The following is a 26,591-nucleotide window of genomic DNA, read 5'->3' on the forward strand; positions in this document are numbered from 1 at the left end:
GGATCTTCGGCCTTGTCGCTCAGGCGGTCTGCTTGTGCTCGACCTTGCTTGGCTCGTCCTCGTCGATCTCCTCTTCGCCACTGCCGCCATAGCTGAAGGAGACGAAGCCGTCGATCACCAGCACGATGGTCCAGGTCCAGGCCGGCCCCAGCAACGCGTCGTACCCCTGACCGGACAGCAGGCCGAGAGCAACCATCACCCCGACGCCGACGCCGTAGGCGAGCACGTGCCGGTACCAGCCCTGGCGTTCCTTGCGGGCCTTCGCCCGGGTCCCCTTGCGCGGCTTGACCGGCCGCGATCCGCCGGCCCACCGGTACGCCGCCCAGCCGTCGGCCCACTTGAGCGTCTGGTGGCCGAAGCCGACGCTGACCCCGATGAAGATCGCGGCCAGCGAGTGCTTGAACGACGGCTCACCGCCCTGGCGGATGTCGATCACGCTGGCCACCAGCATCACCACGTCGACCAGCGGGACCGCCATCAGCAGCGCCATCCCCAGCCTGGGCAGCCGGAACCCGTACCGCGTGATCATCCCGGCGGCGAGCAGGACCCAGAAGCCGATCTCACAGGCGGCGATCACGGCGAGCAGCACGGCGTCCACCTTCCCCTCGTATTTAGTACGACCGTGTTTTCTTGATCGACCATAACACAGGTGTGCTAAAAAGAGCAGATGCCCAAGATCGTCGATCACGAGGCCCGCCGCGAGGAGATCGCCCGGGCGCTGTGGCGGGTGGTCCGCCGCGACGGCATCCGCGCCGCCTCGGTCCGCACCGTGGCCGCCGAGGCCGGCTGGTCCGCCGGCGCCGTCCGGTACTACTTCCCGGACCAGGACGGGTTGATCAGCTTCGCGATGGACCTGGTCTCCCGCCGGGTCCAGGACCGGATCAGCGCGATCCGGCCCGAGGGCACCATCACCGAGATCGTGCTGCGGTACCTCGAAGAGGTGATCCCGCTGGACGAGGAGCGGCAGGCCGAGTTCGACATCTGGCTGTCGTTCATGGCGCAGGCCCAGGCCGAGTCGGGCGCCGGCGGGCTGCGCGAACATCTCGGGCCGGTCCAGGACGGTCTACGCGGGCTCTGCCGGTCCCTGGTCACCGGCCTGTCCGAGTCGGGCGCAGTACGGGACGACCTCGACAAGGACCTCGAGGCGGAGCGTCTGCACGCCCTGGTCGACGGCCTCGCGATGCACGCGTCGATCCAGCCGGACCACACCACACCGGCCCGCGTTCGCGCGATCCTCGGCGCGCACCTGGAATCGTTGCGCGCTTGACGAGCGGGCCCGCTATGTCCGACTAGAGACAAGAATGGACGAGGCCTGACCAAAAGCTTGTCCTGCGTGGCACCATCCCCTCATGGAGACCGAGGGGGTGATCGTCGTCAGCGGGATCACGGCGGCCGGGAAGTCCACTGTCTCCCAGTTACTCGCCGAGCGTTTCCAGTACGGCGTCCACCTGCGCGGCGACGTCTTCCGCCGGATGATCGTCAGCGGCCAGGCCTCCTCGGCCATCGAGAACGGGGCCGAGGCGCAGAAGCAGCTGAAGCTGAGGTACCGGCTGGCCTGCCAAGCGGCCGACGGCTACGCGCAGGCCGGGTTCACCGTCGTACTCCAGGATGTTGTCATCGGTGAACTGCTCCGCGAGTTCCTCGACGGCATCCAGACCCGGCCGCGATACCTCGTCGTACTGACGCCGCGACCCGACGTGATCTCGAACCGCCTCGGTTCGGGGTACGAGCACTCGGTCGACGAGCTCGACTACGAGTTGCACGCCTTCACCCCGCGCCGCGGCCTTTGGCTGGACAACTCCGACCTCTCCCCGCACGAGACCGTCGACGCCATCCTCGGCCGCCTCGACGAGGCCCGCTTCGAGTGACTAGTGGTCGCCGCTACCCGGGGGTAGTTTGACCGGATGGCGACCGTGCGGAGGACCTCGTGCAATCTGTGTGAAGCTATCTGCGGCGTGCTCGTGACGGTGGAGGACGGCCACGTCACGGACATCCGGGGCGACGAGGCGGACCCGCTGTCGCGGGGGCACATCTGCCCGAAGGCGGTCGCGCTGCGCGATCTCCAGGAGGACCCGGACCGCCTGACCACCCCGGTACGCCGTACCGCGGACGGGTGGGAGGAGCTCGGCTGGGACGAGGCGTACGAGTTGGTCGCCGCCAGGCTGACCGAGATCCAGCAGAAGCACGGGAAGAACTCTGTCGGGGTTTACCTGGGCAACCCCAACGTCCACAGCCTCGGGGCAATGACGCACATGCCGACGGTCGTCCGGCAGCTCAGGACCCGCAACCGGTTCAGCGCCACCTCGGTCGACCAACTGCCGCACATGCTGGCGTCACACCTGCTCTACGGGCACCAGTTGATGGTCCCGGTCGCCGACATCGACCGTACGTCGTACCTGCTGATGCTCGGCGCGAACCCGCTCGCCTCCAACGGCAGCATGATGACCGCGCCGGGATTCGGCCGGCGGCTCAAGGAGGTCCAGAAACGCGGCGGCCGGGTGGTCGTGATCGACCCGCGCCGGAGCGAGACGGCAGCCGTGGCGGACGAGCACCACTTCGTCAGGCCCGCTACGGACGCGGCGTTCCTGCTCGCGCTGATCCATCAGGTGATCGCCGACGGTCACGCCAGACCCGCGCAGTACGTCGACGGGCTGGAGGCGGTGACGGAAGCGACGCGCGAGTGGACGCCTGAGCGGGCGGCGCCGGTGACGGGAATCGACGCAGACACCATCCGTCGGATCGCGCGCGAGTTCGCCGGCGCGGACAAGGCTGCGTGCTACGGACGGGTCGGCGTCTCCACGCAGCAGTTCGGCGCGGTGTGCCAGTGGGCGGTGCAGGTGCTCAACATCATCACCGGCAACCTCGACCGGCCCGGCGGCACGATGATCCCGCGGCCGGCCGTGGACACCCTGCGCGGGATCGGCCGCGGCCACATCGGCGTCTGGAAGAGCCGGGTGCGCGGACTGCCCGAATTCGGGGGCGAACTGCCCGCGTCCGTTATGGCCGAGGAGATCCTGACGCCGGGCGAGGGCCAGATCCGGGCGATGGTGACGATCGCGGGCAACCCGGTGCTCTCCACGCCGAACGGGCGCAAGCTCGACGAGGCCCTGGGCACGCTCGACTTCATGGTCTGCGTCGACCCGTACATCAACGAGACCACCCGGCACGCGGACGTGATCCTGCCGCCGACGCCACCGCTCGAGCGGGACCACTACGACCTGGCGTTCCACCAGCTCGCCGTACGGAACACGGCCCGCTGGAACGACGCCGTACTCCCTCGTCCGCCGGAGGCCCGGCACGACTGGGAGATCTTCCGCGGACTCGGGCTCGCCCTGTTACGCCGTACGCCGAGAAGCCGGCACAAGGTGATCGCGTCGGCGCGGTTGCGGTTGTCGCCGAAGCGGGTCGTCGATCTGGGGCTGCGGATCGGGCCGTACCGGTTGTCCGTGGGCAAGTTGCGGAAATCCCCGGGCGGGATCGACCTCGGGCCGTTGCAGCCCGCGCTGCCAGGCGCCTTGCGCAACAAGTCCAAGCGGATCGACCTTGCTCAGCGGATGATTCTCGACGATCTGCCGCGACTGTCGGCGTTCTTGCTTGCTGGGCGCAATGGGTTGGTGCTGATCGGGCGACGGCACCTGCGCAGCAACAACTCGTGGATGCACAACTCGGCTCGGCTGGTGAAGGGAAAGCCGCGGCATCAGTTGCTGATGAATCCGGATGACCTTCTGTCGCGTGATCTCGTCGACGGTCAGCTCGTTTGCGTCAGCTCCGCAGCGGGATCGGTCGACGTGGAGGTTGCTGCCAGCAACGACATGATGCCTGGGGTGGTGAGTTTGCCGCACGGGTTCGGACACGGACGACCCGGTGCGCGGCTGACGATCGCGAACCAGGTGGCCGGGGCTAGTGCGAACGACGTGACCGATGCCGACCTGACGGACACCCTCGCCGGTACGGCCGCCCTGAACGGAGTACCGGTGAAGGTGACGGCGGCCGCGGCTATCGGTTAGGCGGGCCGGAGCTCTCTCGCGCCACCAGGGCCGGCGTCGAGTAGAGGTGCGCGGCGGGCAGCGCGCCGTCGAGCAGGTCGAACAGCCGCTGAGTGACCTCGGCGCCGTAGGCAACGATGTTGTGGCTCATCGCGGTCAGGGTCGGGTGGGTCAGCCGGCACAGGGTCGAGTCGTCCCAGGCGACCATCGTGACGTCGTCGGGCGACCTCAACCCCAGGCCGTTCACGACGGACAACCCGGCAACGGCCATCAGGTCGTTGTCGTAGATGATCGCCGTCGGCCGGGAGTCGCTCGCCATCAGTTCGCGAGTCGCCGCCGCGCCGGCCTCGCCGGAGAAGTCCGTGTGCACCACCCGTGCAGCCAGGCCGAGTCGATGGCTCGCCGCTGCGAAAGCCTGATCCCGGATCCACACGTGCCCGTGCTCCGGAGGTCCGGCCACTCGCGCGATCTCCCGGTGCCCGAGCTCCGCGACGTGCCCGACTGCGGCCTCCATCGCGGTCGTCCCGTCGGTCCACACACAGGTCATCCCGTCGGCCATCGCCGGATCACCGACCAGTACGGCGGGCAGGTCGAGCTTCCGTAGCAGCGGGATCCGCGGATCGTCGACCCGCAGATCGACCACGAGCACCCCGTCCACCCGGCGCTCCGCGGCCCACTTCCGGTACGTCGCCATCTCCTCGTCCAGATTCGGCACGACCTGGAGCGCCAGCGCGTACGACTTCTCGCTCAGCACGGACTCCACACCCCCGACGAACCCCATGTAGAAAGGCTCCTCGCTGAGAGTCTTCGCGGTCCGCGCGAGCACCAGCCCGAAGGTCTCGCTCCGCGCGGCCGAGAGTTGCCGGGCTGCCCGGTTCGGCACCCACTCCAACTCCTCGGCGACCTTGAGCACCCGCGCCCGGGTCGCCTCGGACACCCCCGGCTGGTTGTTCAGCGCATACGACACCGCGCCCTTGGAGACCCCGGCCCGCCTGGCGATCTCCTTGATGGTGATGCGGGCCACAACGGCCTCCTTCAACAGGCAACCCGGATCGTGACGGCGACCCGGCAATCCCCATTCTCCGCCTCCCCGCCTACACCCTGTCCACAGGCAACCGCTCTCCCCTACCCACAGCAACCTGTCTGATCGAACAAACCCTGCATGCAAGACATTCAAACGCACGGAACAATTACTGTCGGTACACCCGCGCCCAATAACCTGAGGAAACCGATGGCTGATCAGTCGATCACCGTCCAGCCGATCGCCCACGTTCTCGGAGGTCGGGTCGAGCCGACCGATGACTACTGGGGCGGCACTCGCGCGATCATCCGGATCGACGGCCGGCGCTTCGGCGCAGACTCGACGAAGGGGCTCGAAGACTTCTCACATCTCGAGGTCGTCTTCCACTTCCACCTGACCGATCAAACCGACCTGGACCTTGGCGCGCGCCGAGCCCGCGACAACCCGGACTGGCCGGAGGTAGGCATCTTCGGCCACCGCAACATGCGCCGTACCAACTGGCTGGGCGTCTCCCGCTGCCGACTCCTCAAGGTCGACGGCCTCGACCTCCACGTAGAAGACCTCGACGCCGTCGACGGCACCCCCGTCCTCGACATCAAGCCCTGGTTCACCGAGTTCGGCCCCCGCGGCCCCCTCAGCCAACCATCCTGGCCAACCGAGATGCTCACCAACTACTTCGCCCCTGCCGCCAACGAATAGCCGGGGGTGGATGCCGTACTTCTCGGTGATGAAGCGCCAGAAGAGTGGGGGATTCCGGCGACCGGACGGTCGATGTGTCATCGCGTCCCGTCACGGACAGGTGGGTGACCCGGACCATGCCGGCCGCCGGTTCGTGGAGTGAACCGGGCGCCCGAACGGCGACCACGTCGTACGGCGGCTCCGGGATCGGCCGCGGCACCACGATCAGGTCGTGCATCGACATTCACCCGCCGGGAGCTCGCCGGCCCGGTGGCACACAAAGCCGCGGCCCGGCCCCGGCTGAAGCACCCGCCGCCACTCTGTGCACGAGGTGAGTGCCGCCGAGCGGGCGCCGTACTCAGTGGCGCACAAAGTCGCGCGCCCCGGCGCCCGCCAGAGCACGCGACGCCGCCACTCTGTGCACGAGGTGAGTGCCGCCGCGCGGGCGCCGTACTCAAGTGGTGCACGAGGTCACGGCCGGCCCCGGCTGAGGCACGCGCCGCCACTGTGTGCACGAGGTGAGTGCCGCCGAGCGGGCGCCGTACTCAGGTGGCGCACAAAGTCGCGCCCCGGCCCCCGCCAGAGCACGCGACGCCGCCACTCTGTGCACGAAGTGAGTGCCGCCGAGCGGGCGCCGTACTCAACTGGTGCACGAGGTCGCGGCCGGCCCCCGGCTGAGGCACCCGCCGCCACTCTGTGCACGAGGTGAGTGCCGCCGGGCGGGCGCCGTACTCCGGTGGTGCACAAAGTGGCTGGCGTGTCCCGCTGGACTGGGTTCGCGCGCCACGCACCCCTACGTCCCCGCGCCCGCGCCGGCCATGGCGTCTCAGCCGGTGAGTGGTTGCTCAGTCGTGGATCGCGGTTGCTGGTAAACGGTTGCCGGTTCCCCAAATCCACGACTCGACGCTGTGTGGCGGCTGGCGTCGCCCGGGCCGAGGGAATCCGGGGGTGGGGCGTGTCAGCCTGTCGGATGGGGACGGGGGGTGTGGGGGCCTCCTGGCCGGAGGGTGGGGTGCATGGGTAAGCGTTTGCCTTTGGGGGGTGGAGGCGGCTCATCTGGTGGTTTTGGGGTGGCCGGGGGGTGGGGTGGTGGGATACGCTGCGGAGAGTTACTTAACCGGTTCGGCTAGGTCGGCCGGAGCGCCTCCCGGGCAGCGGGGTGCTTCGGGGACGAGGAGAGAAAACATGGTCGCAGTGGACAATCTGTCCCTTCAGCTCTACACGGTCCGGTACAAGCTGGAGGAGGACTTCGACGCCACGATGGCCCGCATCGCGGAGATCGGCTACAAGAAGGTCGAGCCGTTCGGTGTGGTCGGGCTGGCGGACAAGCTGGCCGAGGCGCTGCCCAAGTACGGCCTGACGGCTCCCACCACGCACGCGGGTCTGCTGCGTGAGGAGTCCGGCCCGATCTTCGAGGTGGCGAAGAAGCTCGGCATCACCACCGTCATCGACCCGCACGTCGACCCGGCGCGCTGGCAGGCCGCGGACGACATCAAGGCGACGGCGGAAGCGCTGAACAAGGCGGCGGTCGAGGCAGCCGACCACGGCATCACGGTCGGGTACCACAACCACCAGTTCGAGCTGGAGTCCGTGATCGACGGGGTGCACGGCCTGGAGATCCTGGCCGACAACCTGTCCGACGACGTCATCCTCGAGCTCGACACCTATTGGGCCGCGGTCGGTGGCGCCGACGTACCGGCTCTGCTCGGCCGGCTCGGTGACCGGGTGAAGGCGCTGCACGTCAAGGACGGCGACGGCACGCTGAACAACAAGGCGCAGGTCGCGGTCGGCGCCGGCTCCATCAACGTGAACGAGATCCTCAAGGCGTCTCCGGGCACGCTGCGGGTCGTCGAGCTCGACGACTTCGACGGCGAGATCTTCGACGCGGTGGCGGGCAGCTTCGCCTACCTGACCGGAGAGGATGTTGCATGAGCGCTGTCGGCGTAGGCGTGATCGGCGCCGGAACCATTTCCGACGCCTACCTGAAGAGCATGCAGAGCTTCCCCGACCTGAAGGTGGTCGCGATCGGAGACCTGCGGCCGGAGGCGGCGAAGGCTAAAGCCGAGGAGTACGGCATCGAGACCCACGGTGGTCCCGAGGCGGTGCTCAGCCACCCGGACGTGGAGATCGTGGTCAACCTGACCATCCCGCTCGCCCACGTCGAGGTCGCCTTGGCGGCCGTTGCCGCAGGCAAGCACGTGTGGAGCGAGAAGCCCTTCTCGCTCGACCAGGAGAGCGGACTCAAGCTGCTCGCGACCGCTCAGGACGCGGGACTCCGGCTGGGCTGCGCTCCGGACACGTTCCTCGGCCCGGGTCTGCAGACCTCCCGGCGGATCATCGAGAAGGGTGACATCGGGGAGCCGCTGACCGCGCTCACCCTGATGCAGTCCCCCGGCCCGGAGTCGTGGCACCCGAACCCGGCCTTCCTGTTCCAGGAGGGCGCGGGCCCGCTGTTCGACATCGGCCCGTACTACCTGACGGCCCTGGTGCAGAGCTTCGGACCGGTCGCGGCCGTCGCCGGGCTCGGCTCCAAGTCGCGGGAGAAGCGCACGATCGGGTCTGGCCCGCTGCAGGGCACGGACTTCGACGTGACGGTTCCGACCCACGTCTCCGCGATCGCCCGGTTCGAGTCGGGGCAGTCCTCGCAGAGCATCTTCTCCTTCGACTCGCCGTTGCCGCGGGCCGGGCTGGTGGAGATCACCGGCGCGGACGCGACCCTCGCCCTGCCGGACCCGAACCGCTTCGACGGCGAGATCAAGATCCGCCGCCGCGGCAGCGAGGACTGGGAGACCGTCGCCAGCACCGAGGCGTCCGCCGAGCGCGGTACCGGAGTACTGGACATGGCGCGGGCGATCCGGGAGGACCGGCCGCACCGGGCCACCGGGGCGCTGGCGTTCCACGTCGTCGACGTGATGGCCTCCATCACCGAGTCGATCGACACGGGCGCCTTCGTGGACGTCACCAGCACTGTCGAGATCCCCGCCGTCCTGCCGGACGACTGGGACGTGCACGCCTCGACCATCTGATGATCGAAGAACTCCTGGATCCCCGGCGGACCGTCGTGTTCGCCGGGGACTCCGTGACCGACTGCGGCCGCCGGGAGGATCGGCGGGGCCTGGGCGATGGTTATGTCCGGGACCTGTTCGATTCCCTCGGCCCGCAGCGGCCGCGGATCGTGAACGTCGGAATCAGCGGCAACCGCGCCGCCGACCTCGAGGCGCGCTGGCAGACCGATGTGCTCGCGCACCAGCCGGACGTGGTGTCGGTGCTGATCGGCATCAACGACACCTGGCGCCGGTATGACAAGAACGACCCGACCTCGACCGCGTCGTTCGAGCGGTCCTACCGGGCCCTCCTCGAGCCGGTGCGGGCGAAGCTGATCCTGGTCGAGCCGTTCCTGCTCGCGGTCAAGGACGACCAGGACGCCTGGCGGGAAGACCTGGACCCGAAGATCGAGGTGGTCCGCCGACTGGCTTCGGAGTACGGCGCTGTGCTGGTGCCGGCCGATGTCGAGTTCAACCGGCAGGCAGCAGTTGTCGGGGCGACCACGCTCGCCGATGACGGCGTCCACCCGACGGCCGCCGGACACCGCCTGCTCGCCGATCTCTGGCGCAGTACCGTCTCCTGAAATCCCCGCAGCATGCCGGCAGACCTCGTCGCGTCAATCAAGTAAACCGGTCAAGTACCCCTCTCCGGAAAGAGATCCGTCTGTGAAATCCACTCTCAGGACTGTCCCGCTGACCACCGCAGGCGGTGCCGCCTGGACCGTGCGGGCGATCGATGGCCCGGTGCCGGAGGGGCAGGGCGACCTGTTGACCACGCCGGTCGCCGCCACTGTCCCCGGCGAGGTGCACACCGACCTGCTGACGGCGGGCGTGATCCCGGATCCGTTCGACGGCGACAACGAGGGCAAGCTCGCCTGGATCGGCCTGACCAGCTGGACCTACCGCACGGTCTTCGACTGGGCCGACGACCAGCAGGCCGTCCAGGAACTCGTTGCCGAGGGCCTCGACACGGCCGCCACGGTGACCCTGAACGGCACCGAGCTCGGCCGCACCTGCAACCAGCACCGCTCGTACCGGTTCGACGTCACCGGACTCCTCATTGCCGAGGGCAACGAGCTGGTGATCGAGTTCGCCTCCCCGGTGGCGACCGCGAACCGGCTGTCCGAGGAGTCCGGCCTCTGGCCGCACACGAACCTCCATCCCTACAACGCGATCCGCAAGATGGCGAGCAACTTCGGCTGGGACTGGGGACCGGACGTCGCGACCGTCGGGATCTGGCGGCCGATCCGGATCGAGTCCTGGACCGGCGTGCGGATCGACTCGGTGCGGCCGCTCGCCGGCCTCGAGGAGGACCGCGGTGTGCTGGACACCAAGGTCGCACTCGCCTGGTCAGACGGCTTCACAAACGACGCCACCATCACCGTCGAGGTCGGCGGCGCCACGAACCAGGTGACCGTCCCGGCCGGCTCCACCGAGGCCACGGTCACCTCGACGGTCGACGCGGTCGACCGCTGGTACCCGCGCGGGTACGGCGACCAGCCCTTGTACGACGTGACCGTGTCCCTCGAGGCGGGCGCGCAGTCCGACGGGTGGCAAGGCCGGGTCGGGTTCCGCACGATCACCATGAACGTCGCGCCCGACGAGAACGGCGGCCCGTTCGTCCTGTCGGTGAACGGCAAGCCCGTCTACGTACGCGGCGCGAACTGGATCCCCGACGACGCCTTCGTCACCCGGCTGAGCCGCGAGACGTACGAAAGCAGCATCCGCGACGCCATCGACGCGAACATGAACCTCCTCCGCGTCTGGGGCGGCGGCATCTACGAGACCGACGACTTCTACGACGTCTGCGACGAGCTCGGCGTGCTCATCTGGCAGGACTTCCTCTTCGCCTGCGCCGCGTACTCCGAGGAGGAGCCGCTGCGAGGCGAGGTGGAGGCCGAGGCACGGCAGGCCGTCACCCGGCTGAGTCGGCACGCCAGCCTCGCGCTGTGGAACGGCAACAACGAGAACATCTGGGGGTACGTCGAGTGGGGCTGGCGCGCTCCGCTGGCCGGACGCACCTGGGGCGAGGGGTACTACTTCGATCTGCTCCCGGCCATCGTCGCCGAGCTCGACCCGCGGACGCCGTACAGCGCGGGCAGCCCGTTCTCGTACGACCGGTACATCCACCCGAACGACGAGCGCAACGGCACCATGCACATCTGGGACGTCTGGAACCAGGTGGACTACTCGACGTACCGCAAGTACAAGCCGCGGTTCGTCTCCGAGTTCGGCTTCCAGGGGCCGCCCGCCTGGTCGACGTTGACCTCGGTGGTGCACGACCAGCCGCTCGACCCGTACGGCGAGCAGATGCTCGTGCACCAGAAGGCGTTCGAGGGCAACCTCAAGCTGGAGCGGGGACTCGGCGAGCACCTGCCGAAGTGGAAGGACATCAACGACTGGCACTGGACCACCCAGCTGAACCAGGCCCGCGCGGTTGCCTACGGCATCGAGCACTTCCGCAGCCTGTTCCCGCTGAACACCGGCGCGATCGTCTGGCAGCTGAACGACAACTGGCCGGTCGTATCCTGGGCTGCCGTCGACGGGCACGGCATCCGCAAGCCACTGTGGTTCGCCCTGCGCAGGGTGTACGCCGATCGCCTGCTGACGGTGCAACCTCGCGAGGACGGGTCGGTGGTTGCCGCGCACAACGACACGGACGTTGCCTGGAGCACCGAGGTGACGGTGTCCCGCCGGAGTACCTCGAAGGGTGGTGAGGTGCTGGCCAGCGAGACCTTCGCACTGGAGGTCCCGGCTCGCTCGGCGATGCTCAACTCGCTGCCGGCGCCGGTTGCCACGCCAGATGAGCTGGCGACCGAGTACGTGGAGGTCCGAGCTGCCGACGGCGCTTCGGCGTACTGGTACTTCGTGGAGGACACTGCGCTGAAGCTGGACGGAGACGCCTACACCGCGCAGGTGGTCGGCACTGAGAACGGCTACGACGTCACGGTGACGGCGACCGCGCTCGCCAAGGATCTGGCGCTGTTCCCGGACCGGCTGGAGGCCTCGGCCCGGGTCGACAGCGGCCTGATCACCCTGAACGCGGGCGAGTCGCACACCTTCCACGTGACCGGCGCGTCCATCCCGGCCGGCGCGCTCGGCGTACCGGTGCTGCGATCGGCGAACGACCTGCTGACCTGATGGCAGGCCCTCCAGGACGGGCCGGAAAGCAATTACGTCGAGACCTTGACTAAGTGATCGCGGCACCCCCTACTTGGTGCTGACAGTTCGCAACCTCATGGTCCCCGCCCGTCCTGGAGGTTTGTTCGTCATGCCCAGATCTGTTCTGCTGAAGGCCACCTCGCTCGCCTTTCTGAGTCTCGCCGCGCTCGTCGTCGCCCCGGCGATCGTCGTGGAGTAGTCACGCGCGACCAGGCATCGCGACGGCGAGAGAGTTGCGACGGCAAGCGTCGGCTAGCCGGTCGTCATAGGTGACGACGAGGTCGGCGTCGATCAACACGGCCGTCGCAAGGTGAATTGCGTCGAGGCTCCGCAGTACGAGCGGCTCTATCCGGCGGGCAACGCTGATGACGTCGGTCGTCATCGACCGCTCGTCGATTCCGGACATCGCTCCGTCGATCAGCTCGCCGGTATCGGTCGACGACTTGGCGCGCGCGAGCACCACCCGGGACACCTCGACCCAGGCGAGCGAAGACGACGCCAAGAGGTCGGCTTGCCGGTAATGCGCATCGAGGAAGTCCACCAGCTCGTCGGACTCCTCCTCCACGATCACCCGCTTGATCAGTGCACTGCTGTCCACGTACACACGCATCAGAAACGGTCGTCCCGATCGAGCAGGTCGAGACTGGTGGTGCCCTTCGGGAGCCGGAGCCGGGGCACCACCCTGCGATAGGCCACCCGCGCCGGCCGCACGACTTGCGCGGACCTCGCCTGGTCGCGATCGCTTGCGGGCTGCTCGGCGTCCACCAGGTGCAGGTGGCGATCGACCGCTTCCCGGAGGATCTCCTGCTGTGACCTGCCGGTCCGCTCAGCCTCAGCCTGGAGCGCCGACGCCGCCTCGGGCGTGAGTCTCAAGTTCATGGCCATGAACTGATGGTACCGCAGTCGGTACCATCAGTGGCACCAAATCTCCGCTAGGGACGGAGTGCTTCGAGGTGGTCCGTGAGCAGCCGGAGCAGCCGTTTGTGGGGGAACAGGCGGGGGTCGAAGAGGGCCTGTACGACGAGGCCGTGGGTGAAGGCGGCTAGGGCTGCTACCAGGTCGTCCGGATCGCCTGGTGGCAGGTCTCCGTCCGCCTGGGCTTCGACGACGAGGGGCTTCAGCCGGGCACGCCAACGTTTGTAGCGGGCCTTCTCCAGCGCGCGCAGCTCGGGATCGGCCAGCGCAGCATCCCAAGAGCTCACCCAGACCCGGTTGATCTCGGTTGACTCGGGGGTCAACGGCAGCACCGTCGCCAGCGCCGCACGCAGCGCCTCCAAGCCGTGGGCACCATCAAGAGAAGGCACGAGGGCGCGAGTGTGCGTCTCCGCGAGCTCCAGTGCGTGCACGATCAGCGCCTGCTTGGAGGGGAAGTAGTGCGTCACCAGACCCGTGGTCGCGCCCAGCTCCGCGGCGACAGCGCGTAGCGTCAGTCCGCCGAAGCCTGCGGAGGCGAGCACTCGCCAGACCGCGGCCGACACGTCCCGCCGCCGGGCGTCGTGGTCCGTCTTCGCCGGCATCGCCGACCTCCAGATCCGGGGAATCCCGTAGAAGCTCCACACGTACAGGGTTTATAGTACGTACCGAACGTTTGTTATGTACTCCGGGAGGCCGCCTTGTTCGCATCGAACATCACCGAGAATGCCGAGCTCCGCCCCCTCGAGCCGTGGCAGGCGGCCGAGTTCCTGGCGCACGTTGACAAGGCTCGCGCCAATATCGAGCCGTACATCCCGTGGGCCGAGGTGGTCGTCGACGAGGAGAAGGCGCGGAACTTCCTCGAGCGGTACGCGAAGCGCCAGGCGGCCGACGAGGGGCGGATCTACGGCATCTGGCTGGACGGGGAACTCGTGGGCGGACTGCTGTTCCGCACCTTCGAGGCCGCCTGGGGCAGCTGCGAGATCGGTGTCTGGCTGTCGGCCGAGGCCGAGGGGCATGGGCTGATCACCCGCGCCGCGCAGCAACTGGTCGACTGGGCGATCGACACCCGCGGGATGACCCGGGTCGAGTGGCGATGCGTGCCGACGAACACCCGCAGCGTCGCGGTCGCCCAGCGGCTCGGGATGACCCTGGAGGGCACCCTCCGCCAGGCCTTCCCGTACCGCGGCGAGCTCCACGACGTCCAGGTCTGGTCCCTTCTCAGCGACGAGTGGCCCCACCGCCCCTGGGCGGCCTGACGCCTGGGCCTCACTCAGCCCGGACCTTCGCGCGTGCGACCCTGGGGACGATGACCACGACCGCTGACTCACGCTCCCGGGGCCGGAGCCTGCGCCGGAACACCCTCGGCATTGGGTCGTCCACAGCGATCGGGATCGCCTCCACCGCCCCGGCGTACTCACTGGCGGTGTCGGTCGGGTTGCTCGTCGGGTACGTCGGCGCCGCCGCTCCGCTGCTGCTCGCGGTCAGCGCGATCCCGGTGGTCCTGGTGGCCCTGTGCTTCCGCGAACTGAACCGAGCCGAGCCGGACTGCGGTACGACGTTCCCGTGGACCGAGAAGGCGTTCGGGCTCGGCATCGGCCGGATGGTCGGGTGGACCACCGTCATGGCGTGCGTGCTCGTGATGAGCAACCTCGCCCAGGTGGCCGCCGTCTACACCTACGACCTGCTCGGTCTCGACAGCGCGGCCGACTCCCGGCTCGCGCAGGCCGCCCTGGGCACGGTGTTCATCCTCGTTATGGCCCTGCTCGCCTACCGCGGCATCCGGGTCGCCGCCTGGACCCAGCTGATCCTGGTGAGCGTGGAAGTCCTCGCGCTGTTGTGGTTCGTGATCAGCGCGTTCCAGGAGGCCGGCACGCTCCGCATCCCGGCGTTCTCGGAGACCGGCGATGGCGCGTGGGCCGCGGGGATCCTGGTGGCGATCTTCCTCTACTGGGGCTGGGACTCCTCCTTCAGCGTCAACGAGGAGTCGCGCGACCCCCGCCGTACCCCGGCCATCGCCGCGCTGATCGCGAACGCCTTCCTGATCGTGCTGTACGTCGTGGTCACGTGGGCCGCGATCGCGTACGCCGGGGTGGACCCGCTGACGGAGATCGCCGACGACGACTTCTTCGCGATCCTCAGCACGGACCTCCTCGGCACGGCCGGTGGCAAGGTCCTGATCGGAGCGGTGCTGGTCTCCGCCCTGGCCTCGACCCAGACGACGATCCTGCCGACGGCCCGGACGATGCTGTCGATGGCCCGGCGGGACGCGTTCCCCGGGCAGTTCGCCCGGATCTCCGCCCGCTACCAGACGCCCAGCGTGTCCACCTGGGTGTTCGCGGCAGCCAGCGTGCTCGTCTACGTGACACTTGTGCTCACGTCGGACGCAGTACTGGCCGACTCCGTCGCGGCGGTGTCCGTGCTCGTGTCGCTGTACTACGTGGCCACGGCGCTCGCCGTACCGGTGTACTTCAGCGGGGCGATCCGGGGGCGGGTATTGCAGCGCGCGGTGATCCCGCTCGTCGCGGCCGGCTCCTTCGTCGTGGTGCTCGTACTGGCCGTCGCGGACGTCGGTACCGGTCCCCTGGTTGTCGTGGGTGTCACGATGGTCGTGGGCGCGATCATCATGTTCTCGATGAAGCCGCCCGCCGAAGGGGAAAGGCGATGACCCAACAGAGGTCGCAGGCAGGCAAGTCGCAGGCCGGCAAGAGGAGGATGCGGAGCGCGGGCATCACGCTCGGGCTGACCGCTCTGGTCGCCGCGTCCCTGACCGGGTGCTCCAACGACGAGGACCAGCCGGACTACGCGGCGATCTGTGTCGACCCGCAGACGCAGGAGCGCACCGACGACGGCAACTGCAAGGACGACCGCGAGTACCACGGCTCCGGTGCCGGCTTCTTCTGGTTCTACATGGCCACCCGCGGTAACGCGTTCGTGCCACCGATCGGCGGCCGCTACAACACCGCGGCCGGCTCGTACACCACCGCCGGCCTGCGCGGCGCCGCGGGCGGTGCGGCGACCATCAAGCGCGGCGGGCTCGACACCAAGGGCGGCAACATCGGCACCATCACCCGCGGCGGCTTCGGCAAGGCGGGCAAGGGGGGCTCCGGCGGCTGATGTGGCGTCACTCGATCAAGCCCCGCCCGGACTGGAAGGACAAGGTCGTCGAGCAGGGCCTGGTCTTCCCGATGACCGACATGCCCGACGGCAGCGAGCGGCCGTACTGGAACGAGAGCGCTTGGTACGAGGTGACGCTGGAGGAGGTCCTGCACCTCGAACGCGTCACCGAGGAGCTCTACGAGATGTGCAAGCACGCCGCCTCGGTGATGGCCTCGGGTGACCGGTTCAGCGATGGGCAACTGGGACTCGCCTCCGGCACGTTGCCGCTGGTCCGGGAGTCGCTGAAGCGGGATGACCTGTCGGTGTACGCGCGGTTCGACCTGGCCTGGAACGGCGTCGAGCCGAAGATGCTCGAGATCAATGGGGACACCCCGACGGGCCTGCTGGAGTCCGCGGTGATCCAGTGGAACTGGCTGGAGGACGTCTTCCCCGACGCCGACCAGTGGAACTCGGTGCACGACCGACTGGTCAGGTGGTGGGCCGAGCAGCTCGCGGCCGGCCGCTTCCCGGGGAACGAGGCTCACTTCTTCAACTCCGGCGCCGAGACCACCGGCGAAGAGGCGATGACGGTGGCCTACCTGCGCGACACCGCGGCGATGGCGGGACTGGCGACGTACGGGCATGAGATCGAAGACCTCGGCTGGGAGTCGGAGCAGCGCGCGTTCGTGGACTGGGGCGGGCGGCCGATCCGGACCGCGTTCAAGCTCTACCCGTGGGAGGACATGCTCGACGACGAGTTCGGCCGGTACGTGCTGGCCGGGGTCGAGCGGGAGCCGGTGCAATGGATCGAGCCGATCTGGAAGACGATGCTGTCCACCAAGGCGATCCTGCCGGTGCTGTGGGAGCTGTACCCGGACCACCCGAACCTGCTGCCGGCGTACTTCGACTCGCCGGGTGATCTGCTCGAGTGGGTGGCGAAGCCGCTGCACGGTCGCGAGGGCAGCAACATCCAGATCCACACCATCGCCTCGACCGACGACCACGTGCACGAAGGCCCGTACGACACCTCCACGATGGTCTACCAGGAGTGGCACCCGCTCCCGTCGTACGAGGGCAACCGCGCGGTGATCGGCAGCTGGGTGGTCGACGGCGTGGCCGCCGGGATGATGGTGCGCGAGTCCGACGGGCCGATCACCGACTACTACGCCCGGTTCGTCCCGCACGCGATCGGCACCGAGGCCCGGCCGGACGACGAGACCATCCAGCGCTGGCTCACGGAGTAACCCGCCCGCCGGGTCGCTGGGGTCGTGGCAGCGACTACTTGCGCGATGGCTGCACACGTCGGTACCGCTCGGCCAGAACGCCCGCAACGAGTTGATAGTGCGGGCGAGCTGATCAGTCCTGCGCGACCGCGACGTACTTGATCTCCAGGTACTCGTCGATGCCGGACGAGCCGCCCTCGCGACCGAGGCCGGAGTGCTTGACACCGCCGAACGGCGCCGCGGGGTTGGAGACGATGCCCTGGTTCAGGCCGACCATGCCGCTCTCCAGCCGCTCGCTGACCCGGAGCGCGCGGTTGACGTCCCTGGTGAACAGGTAGGAGACCAGGCCGAACTCGGTGTCGTTCGCCATCGCGATCGCCTCGTCCTCGGTGTCGAAGGCGGTCAGCGGCGCGACCGGGCCGAAGATCTCCTCCTTCTGCAGCCGGGCGGTCTTCGGCACGTCGGCCAGTACCGTCGGCGGGTAGAAGTACCCATTGCCCTCAGCAACTGTTCCGCCGGTCAGCACCCGAGCGCCGCGGTCGACCGCGTCCTCGACCAGTTCCCTCACCTTGTCGCGCTGCTTGGCGTCGATCAACGGGCCGAGGTCGACCCCGTCCTCGGTACCGCGGCCGACCGTCAGCGCGGACATCCGCTCGGTCAGCCTGGTCGCGAACTCGTCCATCAGGGACGAGTGCACGTAGATCCGGTTGGCCGCCGTACAGGCCTCGCCGCCGTTGCGCATCTTCGCCAGCATCGCGCCCGCCACGGCCTGGTCCAGGTCCGCGTCCTCGAAGACGAGGAACGGCGCGTTCCCACCGAGCTCCATGCTGGTCCGCAGCACCTGCTCGGCGGACTGCTCGATCAGCTTCTGTCCGACCGGGGTGGAGCCGGTGAAGGAGAGCTTGCGGGACCGGCGGTCGCGGATCAGCGGTTCCATCACGCCGCCGGAGTCGCTGGTGGTGATCACGTTCAGCACGCCCGGCGGCAACCCCGCCTCGGTCATCAGCTCGGCCAGCTTCAGCATCGACAGCGGCGTCTGGGCGGCCGGCTTGATCACCATCGTGCAGCCGGCGGCGACGGCCGGGCCGATCTTGCGGGCGCCCATCGCGGCCGGGAAGTTCCACGGCGTGATCAGCAGGCACGGCCCGACCGGTTGCCGCATCACCAGGAAGCGGCCCTTGCCGTTCGGCGCGACCTGGTAGCCGCCGTCGATCCGCACCGCCTCCTCGGCGAACCAGCGGAAGAACTCCGAGGCATAGGCGATCTCGGCCTTCGACTCCGCGACCGGCTTGCCCATCTCCAGCGTCATCAGCAACGCCAACTCGTCGGCGCGCTCGGTCATCAGCTCGTACGTCCGCCGCAGGATCTCGCCCCGCTCTCGTGGCGGTGTCGCGGCCCAGTCCGCCTGCGCCTCGACCGCCGCGTCCAGCGCGGCCAGCCCGTCCGCGGGACTCGCGTCCGCCACCTCGCACAAGGTCGCCCCGGTAGAGGGATCCTCGACCGGGAGCGTCTTACCACCTTCGGCCGCTCGCCACTTGCCTGCGATGAAGAGCTCAGCCGGACACGCCTCGACGACTTCCTGCTCCCGCGACATCAGTCTGCCTTTCAGTAGTCAGCACTTCCCACCTTAGGACGGTGGTGAAGTACGCTCCTGCAGCCCTGAGTCAGTCGCTGTGTCAGGCGGTGGCGACGAAGTGCGGGGCGTGGCGTGGGATGGTCCGGATGGCGCGGGTCAGGCCGGCGGCGACCGTCCGCAGGATGGCGGAGCGCACCAGGCTGTCGAAGGCCAGCGGGACCAGCATGATCTCGTCCGCGCTGGTGGTGGCGGCCACGGTCGCCAGGCCCGAGGCGACCCCGGACCGCGAGCCGACGACGTACCCCGGGTCGTCCAATAGCCGCTCGGCCCGCGACCGCTCGCGATTGGTGATGGGCGGCTCCAGCAGGTGCATCAGCTCCGCGGGAGTCGCTCGGTTCGAGGCCGTCTTCAGCCGCCCCTTCACCCGCACGTACTCCGCGAGCCGGCTGACCGCCTCCTCGTCGGTGTCCGCGGCGACCACCCCGACCGTCACCCCGACGTACGGCTTGCCAGTGGGTCCGGTCGGTTCGAAGCTGTCCCGGTACGCCGCCGCGGCCGCGAGCGTGGCTGCCGACGCCGTGTGGTGCGAGAGGAACACCGGCAACCCACGTACTGCGGCAACCTGCGCTCCGGCCGGGCTGTCGGCAAGGACGAACACAGGTGGCGGCAACCCAGCGAGGGCGAGCCGTACATCCCCTACAGGAGCACGACCGGGCAGCCCGTCCCGCAGGAAGCGGCAGAGCTCGTCCAGTCGTTGGGGGAAGCTGTCCCACGCCTTGTCGGTCCACCCGAGTGCGACGGCCGTGCTGGGCGGGGCACTCGGCGCCTTGGCGACACCCAGGTCTATCCGGCTCGGATAGGCGGCCGCGAGGGCCGCGAACTGCTCGGCGACCACCAGTGGCTGGTGGTTCGTCAGCAGCACGGCACCCGAGCCCAGCCTGATCCGGTCGGTCCGGGCGGCCAGGATCGCGGCGAGCACAGCAGGACTGGCGCTGCCGGTGCCGCGGACGCCGTGATGCTCCGCGAGCCAGAACCGGCGGTAGCCCAGGTCGTCCGCCGCCTGTGCGACCTCGACAGTCTCCCGCAAGGCAGCGGCCGCCGACTGACCGGCCAGCTGCGGCACCACGTCGAGCACCGAGTGGGCGGAGACCGGGAGGCCTGGAGCGGCTGGGCTGTACACGAGCCCACCGTCGCAGTCCCTGCTGCTCAGCGCATGGGGGTTCGTCCCCCATGTTCCGGTTCACGCTCCCCCACGGTTGCACGCCGGGGCGGCGACGGGAATTTGGGTGCTCACGGCCCTTGCCGCCCGTTCCGGCGCTCCGGCATCGTTCACGGCGTTCCCCCAGTCGTCGACGCGCTGATCACGAGGAGGCCGGCCACGAGTGACCTGAACCGCAGGGGCCAGACAACGGTCACCTGCCGCACCTGAATTCCTGCGCCGGCCTACCTTCCACCAGAGGTCGTCCGGCCAGGCGCTGCTGGACCGCGGGGTGGCCAACCCCCAGTCGCCATCCCGCGGAACAGCAGGACCGCCCGCCGCCCCCGCAGAATCCCGCGCAGAATATGGGGGCCGGATACCCATGGCAGCACCCATACGCCGATGGCAGCCTGAGCGCGTGCTCAACTCCACCGCTACCGGGACACCCCGGACCAGCCAGGCCAAGGCTTGGTGGTCAGCCGGGGTCGGCCCCCATGAGCTGGGCCGGACGATGCCCGCGTGGGCGGAGTACGTCGAACGCAGTACCACCACCTTCTCCACCCCGCCGCCGGTCGCCGACGACTGGCAGCAGGCCCTGGTCCGGTGTCTCGAACCACTGCTGGCCTCGGCCCGGCAGGACCTCGCCGCGGCGGGGCAGACCGGCGTCCTCACAGAGCAGTTGCTGCAGCGCCTCGGTCTCCGGCTGGTCAAGCTGGCCTCCCGGACGCTGGTGCTGGAACTGGCCCGGGCGCGAGACCGTGGCGAACTGGCCGGGGACACCCCGGCCGAGCGATTTCTCGACTTCACCCACCGGCTCGTCGGAGGGAGCGAGCTGGCGGAGTTCCTGGCGGCATACCCGGTGCTGGCCCGGGTTCTGGGCGAGGCGTGTCGGCAGGCGGTCGAGGGTCACCTCGAGTTGCTGGCTCGTCTCGCCGAGGACCGCGAGCAACTGATCACCGAGTTGCTGTCCGGTGCGGACCCCGGCGCTCTGGTCAGCGTCGAGCCCGGGGGCGATCCGCACCGCGGCGGCCGGCTGACCGCGACCCTCGCCTTCGCGGACGGCCGGCAACTGATCTACAAGCCCAGGCCGCTGGATCTGCACGGCCACTTCAACGAACTCGTCGACTGGCTGAACGACAAGACCGGCCTGGGCCTCCGCACTGTCCAACTCCTCCGCCGTCCCGGCTACGGCTGGCTCGGGTTCGTCCCGCACACGCCGTGCGCCGACCTCTCCGCAGTACGCCGCTTCTACCACCGGCAGGGCGCTCTGCTCGCCTTGCTGTACGTGCTGGACGGCACCGACATGCACTACGAGAACCTGATCGCCGATGGCGACCAGCCGGTGCTCGTGGACGTAGAGACCTTGTTCCACCCCAGTCCGGCCACTGTCGGAGTACTGAGCCACGACCCGGCCCACGCGGCCCTGCGGAGCTCGGTGTATCGCACTGCGCTGCTGCCGCTGCTGCTGACCGGAGAGCACGGTGTCACAGACATGTCCGGCCTAGGTGGAGACGCGGGCGAGGTAGCGCCGAGAAGCACGGTCGACTGGGCGGACCCGGGACTGGACTCGATGCACCTGGTCCGGCGGCCCGGCCGGACGCGCGGCGGCCGGAACCGGCCGCGGCTCGACGATGTCCCGATGGACCCGCGCGACCACGAGATCGCTTTGCTGACAGGGTTCCGGGCCTCGTATGAGGCGATCGCGCGGCACTCGCGAGAGTTGCTGGGACCGGACGGCATGCTCGCCCGCTGTGCCGCGGACGAGATCCGCTACGTGCCCCGGCCGACGGCTACCTACGTGGCCCTGCTGGACGAGTCGACGCACCCGGACGCACTGCGCGACGCGGACGGCCGGAGCCGGTTGCTCGATCTGCTCTGGGATGCCGACCCTCGCCAGCGACGCCTGGTCCAGTTCGAACTGGCCGACCTGTGGGCCGGCGACGTGCCGTTGTTCATGGCGCGGCCGGACAGCCGCGATCTCTGGACCGCGGACGGCACCCGGGTGCCGAAAGTCCTTGCTGCGAAGGGCCTTTCCGAGGTGGAGGCCAAGATCGCGGCGATGAGCGAGATCGACCAGCACCGGCAGGAGTGGATCATCTCGGCCTGTCTGGCCACCCGCCCGGAGCCCGTCGTGCACGCCTGTCCGACGAACAGGGCCGGCCTGGGCGCAGCAGAAGCAGACCCCGAACGACTACTTGCCGCGGCTACCGACATCGCCGACGAGATCGTCGCGCACGTGCTCGGCGACAACGGCGGTCCCGCGAACTGGCTGAGCCTGGAACTGATCGACGACCACCACTGGGCCGTGATGCCGATGGGAGCAGGTCTCTCCAACGGCTACGTCGGTACTGCGCTCTTCCTGGCGCAGGTGGCCGCCCTTACCGGAGCGGACAAGTACAGCGAGCTCGCCCGGGACGCGATCCGCCCGATCCCGTTGCTACTCGAGGCCCTCAGCACGGACCTCGAGTCGGCGCAACTGGTCGGATCGGGGCTGCACGGACTGGGCGGGATCAGCTACGGGCTCAGCCGGCTCGCGGAACTGCTCGGCGACTCGGACATCCCCGGGTGGCTCACGACAGCACTGGAACTGTCCGAGCGGGTCGCCCCTGACCCGACGATGTTCCCGGGCTTCGCCGACGGGGCTGCCGGTGGACTGGCCGCGATGCAGGCGATCCACGATCAGCCTGCCGCCGCCCGGCTCGCCACCCGCTATGCCGACGAACTGCTCGCCACGATCGACCTCGGCGTACGCCGGGAACTGCCCGCACCGGCCGGTGGGTTCGCCCGCGGGTACCAGGGAATCGCCTGGGCGCTGGGGCAGTACGACGTACCGGAGGCGAAGTACCGGGACGGCGCGCGGGTGGCGGCCGACCTTGATCGGCGGAACCGTCCGGCCAACGCAGGTTGGTGTTCGGGCGATGCCGGTACCGCACTGGCGCGACTGGGCGCCGGTGTCCCCGCGGACCTCGAGGCGTACCTGGGGACCGCCACAGAACGTCCGGTGCTCGCCGACATGAGTCTGTGTCACGGCGAGCTCGGCGCGGTGGAGCCACTGATGTGGCTCGCCGAACGCGATCACCCCGCCGTCGAGGCGGTCCGGCGTCGCCGGGCCGGGCTGGTGCTCGCCGCAGTACAGCAGTACGGGCCGCGCTGCGGTAGTCCCCGTGGTGTCGCCTCGGCCGGTCTGCTGACCGGCCTGGCGGGCATCGGCTACGGACTGCTGCGCCTCGCCTTCGGCGGACAGGTTCCGTCCGTGCTGCTGCTCGAACCGACAACCGGCCCCCAGCACCCATCACAGCGCTGAGAACCGGTCCCGACCCACCACCGACAGGGGAAACACCATGACCGCCCAGAACACCTCCAGTGACGACCAGTTCGACTCCCAGGCCCCCGAGACCGACCCGCTCGGCCCGATCGACGTGCCGACCCGCTCGCGCCTCGGCCGCCGGGCGATGGCTCTGGCCGGCGTGGTCGGTGTCGCGAGCGTCGGCGTCGCCGCGCTCACCGAGACCTTCAGCACCTGGCCGACGATCGCCGAATGACCCCATGAGCCAGCTGCCGGCGGATGGTCGCGGACGTCCGCCGGCGGCTGAACATACGTTTGCTGCACCGGTCGACCGCGCCATCCGGCAGCCCGGGCCAACCTGCCGATTCGACTGCGACCGGACCGACACGTCGTTAAAGTAAGCAAGCATGCAGACCCATGCGCCGAAGGTGGTCGGCAGAGACGGGGAGATCGACCATCTCCGCGGTCTGCTGGCCTCGGCACGTGCCGGTCGCGGGGGTGCGGTTTTCCTGGTCGGCGAGCCCGGCATCGGCAAGAGCCGGCTGGCCGCGGTGAGTACGACCAAGGCGCTCGACGAGGGCATGGCCACCCTTCGTGGCCGGGTCGGAGCCGTCGGCAACATGGTGGCCTTCCGCCCTTTCACCGAAGCGCTGCTGTCCTTGATCCGGCGCGGCGAGATGCCGCCGTCCGAGGGTCTCGGCCCGTACCGTCAGGTGCTCGGCCGGCTCGTCCCGGACTGGGACGACGGCACCTCCCACGAGACCGCGACGTCCGCGGTCGTGCTGGGCGAGGGCATCCTGCGCCTGCTCACCCTGGTCGGCCGCGACCGAGGCTGCCTGCTAGTGCTGGAGGATCTGCACGGCTCCGATCCCGAGACGCTGGCCGTGGTCGAGTACCTGCTGGACAACCTCAGCGAGCAGCCGATCGCGCTGGTCGCCACACTGCGCTCCGAAAGGTGCGCCGGCCTGGAGCTCGCCCGTCTCTCCGCCCAGCGAGGCACCGCGGCGATGATCGACCTGCAACCGCTCGCCCGTGACGAGGTCGGCGAGCTCGTCGCGGGCTGCCTGGAAGTGCCGCTGAGTGGCGTACCGGACCCCCTCACCGACCAGCTCTGGCGGGACAGTGCCGGGATCCCTTTCATCGTCGAGGAACTGCTGCAGGAGTTCGGCAGGTCGGGCCAGTTGCTGTCCGGACCGGACGGCAGCATCCAGGTCGTCGACGGGCTCCAGACCAGCGTCCCGGCGGCCGTGGTGCGCAGCATCGGCAGCCGGACCAGCCAGCTCGGACCGAAGTCGCGGGACCTGCTGATCCTGGCCGCGGTGATCGGGCATCGATTCCCCCTCAGCGTCGTCCGGAAGGCCACCGGTACCGACGAGCGGCTGCTGCTCGCGACCTTGCGGGCCGGCCTGGCAGCCCAGCTGGTCGGGCCGGACGAGCCGGTGCCCGACTGGTATGCGTTCCGCCATCCGTTGACCGCGGACGCGTTGCTGGCCGGGCTGACGCCGACCGAGCGGTCCATCCTGGCCCGGCGGTGTGCCGACGCCATCGAGGAGCTCCACCCCGGCCTGCCCGGCGAGTGGTGCCCAATGGTCGCGGAGCTCGCCGAGACCGGTGGCGACCTGGCCCGGGCCGGCCGCCTGTTCGCGCTGGCCGGCCGCAGATCCTTCGACGACGGCTCGATGGGCTCGGCGGTGAACCTGCTGGAACGCGCGAACACCCTGCTCGCCGCGGATCCCGACACCGGCTACCGCGCGGAGGTCCTCGGTTCGCTGCTGATCGCACTGAGCGAGACCGGCATGTTCGAGAACAGCGCCAAACACGCGACCGCCATCGAGGAGATGGCCGACCGCAACCTGGACGGTCGGAAGGTAGCGGCACTGCACATCCAGCTCGCCAACGTGGAGCACATGGCGGGCCGGTGGTCCGCGGCGATGACCCAGGTGGCGACCGCACGCTCTCTGCTCGGCCCGGACGCCGGCGACGCGGATCTTGCGCCGCTGGACGCGATCGCGGCCCACCTCGAGCTGGCCCGGCCGAGTCCTGGCCGGCTCCGGTCCGCGACACTGCTCGCCACCCGCGCCGCCGAGGCCGCGGAACGCGCCAAGCTGCCGGCCGTGGCCTGCGATGCCCTGCAGTTGCTGGGGATCCTCTCCCGCGAGCACGACCTGGCGAAGTCCGTCGCCTACTTCCATCGCGCCCGGCAGGTCGCCGAGGAACACAACATGACCTTCCAGCGGGTCTGCTCGCACCTGTTCCAGGCCGGCACGATCTGCCTGACCAACGGCAGCGTGGTCGAGCTGGAACGAGCCCGTCAGCAGGCCCTGCGGATCGGCGCCATCCCGCTGGCGTACGAGGTGGACGGGATCCTCGGGCAACAGGCGATCCTGCGCTCGGAGTACGACAAGGCCGCGGTGATCCTCGAGGAGTGCCTGGAGGTGACCCGGCGGCTCAAGCTCGGCCGCGGCGCGGCGTACGTGCTGGTGACGAAGGCGATCATGCAGGCGCACCAGGGACGGCGCGCCGCGATGGAGGAGACGCTCGCGGAGGTCGCCGTCTGGGGCGAGCGCGGCTCGTACGAGCTGCCCTACTCCTACGGCCTGGCCCGGACCTTCTGCGCGCTGCTGGAGGAGAACCACGAGCTGGCCGAGTCCGAGATGGCCCAGGCCCTCGCGTACGACGCCCAGAACCCGACCACCTTCCACACCTCCGGCAAGAACGGGCTCGGCCTGTTGCTCGGCGTCCTGGCCGGGCGGAACGGGTGGCCGCACTTCGAGGCGGTGACGGCGACGGCGGCGAGCGGGATGCGGTGGAACAAGCAGTTCGTGCAGCTCGCACACGCCGTACTCCTCGGGCGCGACGGCCGGATCGACGAGGCGAACGCGATTCTCTCTGTGGCGCAGGAGACCTCCTCGCTCTACCCGATGGCCCGGCACCTCGGGCTGCGCCTGGTGGCTCAGCCCGCGGCGGCGGATGGGTGGGGCGAGCCGGTGAGCTGGCTGCGCCAGGCCGAGGACTACTTCCACAACGCGGAGATCCCAGCGGTGGCGAGCGCCTGCCGCAGCATGTTGCGGCAGCTCGGGGCGACGGTCTCGCAGCGGCGGAGCGGCACCGACCAGGTGCCGGCGAATCTGCGCCAGCTGGGCATCACCACGCGGGAGTTCGAGGTCGTGCAGTTGCTGGTGGACCGGATCGGGAACAAGTCGATCGCGTCGCGGCTGCACATCTCACCGCGGACGGTGGAGAAGCACGTCGCGAGCCTGATGACCAAGACCCAGCAACCGGACCGGGAGGCCCTCAGCAGTTTCGCGCGGACGGTGTTGCAGGACTGATCCCTGCCCCAGTGCGTGTGCTGGGCAGCGGGACGGCTGGTGAGTGATAGTTGTCGACTCACGGACTTCGGGGCGAC

The 26,591-nt window shown here is 69.4% G+C and carries 22 protein-coding genes; 15 read left to right on the forward strand and 7 right to left on the reverse strand.

From position 1 onward, the window contains the following. Nucleotides 1–19: 19 nt before the first annotated feature. Nucleotides 20–598, reverse strand: a complete 579-nt coding sequence (locus ACFPJ1_RS04015) for a 2TM domain-containing protein (RefSeq protein ID WP_380101435.1) — start codon at nucleotides 596–598, stop codon at nucleotides 20–22. A gap of 69 nt (nucleotides 599–667) precedes the next feature. Between ACFPJ1_RS04015 and ACFPJ1_RS04020 the strand changes: the two genes are divergently transcribed. The 3 genes from ACFPJ1_RS04020 to ACFPJ1_RS04030 all read left to right on the forward strand — a co-directional run bounded on the left by ACFPJ1_RS04020 (nucleotide 668) and on the right by ACFPJ1_RS04030 (nucleotide 4,007). After that, nucleotides 668–1,267 (forward strand): TetR/AcrR family transcriptional regulator, encoded by a 600-nt coding sequence (locus ACFPJ1_RS04020; protein ID WP_380101436.1) that lies wholly within the window; start codon nucleotides 668–670, stop codon nucleotides 1,265–1,267. Nucleotides 1,268–1,349: 82 nt separating this feature from the next. Next, entirely contained in the window at nucleotides 1,350–1,868 is a 519-nt protein-coding gene (locus tag ACFPJ1_RS04025) for an AAA family ATPase (protein WP_132189544.1), read from the forward strand. Between the two features lie 36 nt (nucleotides 1,869–1,904). Next, complete coding sequence (locus ACFPJ1_RS04030; RefSeq protein ID WP_380101437.1) at nucleotides 1,905–4,007, forward strand: molybdopterin-dependent oxidoreductase; 2,103 nt, start codon at nucleotides 1,905–1,907, stop codon at nucleotides 4,005–4,007. On the opposite strand, the gene ACFPJ1_RS04035 is transcribed toward ACFPJ1_RS04030, so the two are convergent. Beyond that, complete coding sequence (locus ACFPJ1_RS04035) at nucleotides 3,997–5,010, reverse strand: LacI family DNA-binding transcriptional regulator (RefSeq protein WP_380101438.1); 1,014 nt, start codon at nucleotides 5,008–5,010, stop codon at nucleotides 3,997–3,999. The two genes, ACFPJ1_RS04030 and ACFPJ1_RS04035, sit on opposite strands and share 11 nt — an antisense overlap. A gap of 207 nt (nucleotides 5,011–5,217) precedes the next feature. Here ACFPJ1_RS04035 and ACFPJ1_RS04040 point away from each other — a divergent pair, with 207 nt between their 5' ends. The 5 genes from ACFPJ1_RS04040 (at nucleotide 5,218) to ACFPJ1_RS04060 (ending at nucleotide 11,870) form a co-directional block, all read left to right on the forward strand. Beyond that, nucleotides 5,218–5,706, forward strand: a complete 489-nt coding sequence (locus tag ACFPJ1_RS04040; protein WP_380101439.1) for an SAM-dependent methyltransferase — start codon at nucleotides 5,218–5,220, stop codon at nucleotides 5,704–5,706. 1,164 nt (nucleotides 5,707–6,870) lie between these two features. Beyond that, nucleotides 6,871–7,617, forward strand: a complete 747-nt coding sequence (locus tag ACFPJ1_RS04045; protein ID WP_380101440.1) for a sugar phosphate isomerase/epimerase family protein — start codon at nucleotides 6,871–6,873, stop codon at nucleotides 7,615–7,617. Further along, nucleotides 7,614–8,711: a Gfo/Idh/MocA family protein gene (locus tag ACFPJ1_RS04050; protein WP_380101442.1), complete on the forward strand. Its 1,098-nt coding sequence runs from the start codon at nucleotides 7,614–7,616 to the stop codon at nucleotides 8,709–8,711. The genes ACFPJ1_RS04045 and ACFPJ1_RS04050 overlap by 4 nt, the downstream gene beginning before the upstream one ends. Next, nucleotides 8,711–9,313, forward strand: a complete 603-nt coding sequence (locus ACFPJ1_RS04055; protein ID WP_380101443.1) for an SGNH/GDSL hydrolase family protein — start codon at nucleotides 8,711–8,713, stop codon at nucleotides 9,311–9,313. Before ACFPJ1_RS04050 ends, ACFPJ1_RS04055 begins: the two co-directional genes overlap by 1 nt. A gap of 82 nt (nucleotides 9,314–9,395) precedes the next feature. Beyond that, the gene (locus ACFPJ1_RS04060; protein WP_380101444.1) at nucleotides 9,396–11,870 is read left to right on the forward strand and encodes a glycoside hydrolase family 2 protein; all 2,475 of its coding nucleotides are present in this window, start codon (nucleotides 9,396–9,398) and stop codon (nucleotides 11,868–11,870) included. Nucleotides 11,871–12,090: 220 nt separating this feature from the next. On the opposite strand, the gene ACFPJ1_RS04065 is transcribed toward ACFPJ1_RS04060, so the two are convergent. Genes ACFPJ1_RS04065 through ACFPJ1_RS04075 form a run of 3 tightly spaced genes read right to left on the reverse strand, consistent with a single transcriptional unit; the run spans nucleotide 12,091 to nucleotide 13,408 of the window. Next, the gene (locus tag ACFPJ1_RS04065; protein WP_380101445.1) at nucleotides 12,091–12,501 is read right to left on the reverse strand and encodes a type II toxin-antitoxin system VapC family toxin; all 411 of its coding nucleotides are present in this window, start codon (nucleotides 12,499–12,501) and stop codon (nucleotides 12,091–12,093) included. Then, nucleotides 12,501–12,776, reverse strand: coding sequence for a ribbon-helix-helix protein, CopG family (locus ACFPJ1_RS04070; RefSeq protein ID WP_380101446.1), 276 nt, complete (start codon nucleotides 12,774–12,776; stop codon nucleotides 12,501–12,503). Before ACFPJ1_RS04070 ends, ACFPJ1_RS04065 begins: the two co-directional genes overlap by 1 nt. Nucleotides 12,777–12,823: 47 nt before the next feature. Next, nucleotides 12,824–13,408 carry a TetR/AcrR family transcriptional regulator gene (locus ACFPJ1_RS04075; protein ID WP_380101447.1) on the reverse strand — a complete coding sequence of 195 codons (585 nt, stop codon included), beginning with the start codon at nucleotides 13,406–13,408 and terminating at the stop codon, nucleotides 12,824–12,826. A gap of 96 nt (nucleotides 13,409–13,504) precedes the next feature. Between ACFPJ1_RS04075 and ACFPJ1_RS04080 the strand changes: the two genes are divergently transcribed. Genes ACFPJ1_RS04080 through ACFPJ1_RS04095 form a run of 4 tightly spaced genes read left to right on the forward strand, consistent with a single transcriptional unit; the run spans nucleotide 13,505 to nucleotide 17,146 of the window. After that, nucleotides 13,505–14,062, forward strand: coding sequence for a GNAT family N-acetyltransferase (locus ACFPJ1_RS04080; protein ID WP_380101448.1), 558 nt, complete (start codon nucleotides 13,505–13,507; stop codon nucleotides 14,060–14,062). Between the two features lie 50 nt (nucleotides 14,063–14,112). Further along, nucleotides 14,113–15,471 carry an APC family permease gene (locus ACFPJ1_RS04085; RefSeq protein ID WP_380101449.1) on the forward strand — a complete coding sequence of 453 codons (1,359 nt, stop codon included), beginning with the start codon at nucleotides 14,113–14,115 and terminating at the stop codon, nucleotides 15,469–15,471. Beyond that, on the forward strand, nucleotides 15,468–15,920 hold the full coding sequence (locus ACFPJ1_RS04090; RefSeq protein ID WP_380101451.1) for a hypothetical protein: 453 nt from the start codon (nucleotides 15,468–15,470) through the stop codon (nucleotides 15,918–15,920). Before ACFPJ1_RS04085 ends, ACFPJ1_RS04090 begins: the two co-directional genes overlap by 4 nt. After that, complete coding sequence (locus ACFPJ1_RS04095) at nucleotides 15,920–17,146, forward strand: glutathionylspermidine synthase family protein (RefSeq protein WP_380101452.1); 1,227 nt, start codon at nucleotides 15,920–15,922, stop codon at nucleotides 17,144–17,146. The genes ACFPJ1_RS04090 and ACFPJ1_RS04095 overlap by 1 nt, the downstream gene beginning before the upstream one ends. 112 nt (nucleotides 17,147–17,258) lie before the next feature. On the opposite strand, the gene ACFPJ1_RS04100 is transcribed toward ACFPJ1_RS04095, so the two are convergent. Further along, entirely contained in the window at nucleotides 17,259–18,719 is a 1,461-nt protein-coding gene (locus ACFPJ1_RS04100) for an NAD-dependent succinate-semialdehyde dehydrogenase (RefSeq protein WP_380101453.1), read from the reverse strand. 82 nt (nucleotides 18,720–18,801) lie between these two features. Beyond that, nucleotides 18,802–19,881, reverse strand: a complete 1,080-nt coding sequence (locus tag ACFPJ1_RS04105) for an MsnO8 family LLM class oxidoreductase (protein ID WP_380101454.1) — start codon at nucleotides 19,879–19,881, stop codon at nucleotides 18,802–18,804. 436 nt (nucleotides 19,882–20,317) lie between these two features. Between ACFPJ1_RS04105 and ACFPJ1_RS04110 the strand changes: the two genes are divergently transcribed. From ACFPJ1_RS04110 to ACFPJ1_RS04120, 3 genes are all read left to right on the forward strand, one after another. After that, entirely contained in the window at nucleotides 20,318–23,203 is a 2,886-nt protein-coding gene (locus tag ACFPJ1_RS04110; RefSeq protein ID WP_380101455.1) for a type 2 lanthipeptide synthetase LanM family protein, read from the forward strand. Nucleotides 23,204–23,240: 37 nt separating this feature from the next. Continuing rightward, entirely contained in the window at nucleotides 23,241–23,441 is a 201-nt protein-coding gene (locus ACFPJ1_RS04115) for a hypothetical protein (RefSeq protein ID WP_380101456.1), read from the forward strand. 151 nt (nucleotides 23,442–23,592) lie between these two features. Then, nucleotides 23,593–26,514, forward strand: a complete 2,922-nt coding sequence (locus tag ACFPJ1_RS04120; protein WP_380101457.1) for an ATP-binding protein — start codon at nucleotides 23,593–23,595, stop codon at nucleotides 26,512–26,514. Nucleotides 26,515–26,591 lie beyond the last annotated feature (77 nt).

Source organism: Kribbella qitaiheensis, assembly GCF_042657745.1.
GTDB lineage: Bacteria > Actinomycetota > Actinomycetes > Propionibacteriales > Kribbellaceae > Kribbella > Kribbella qitaiheensis.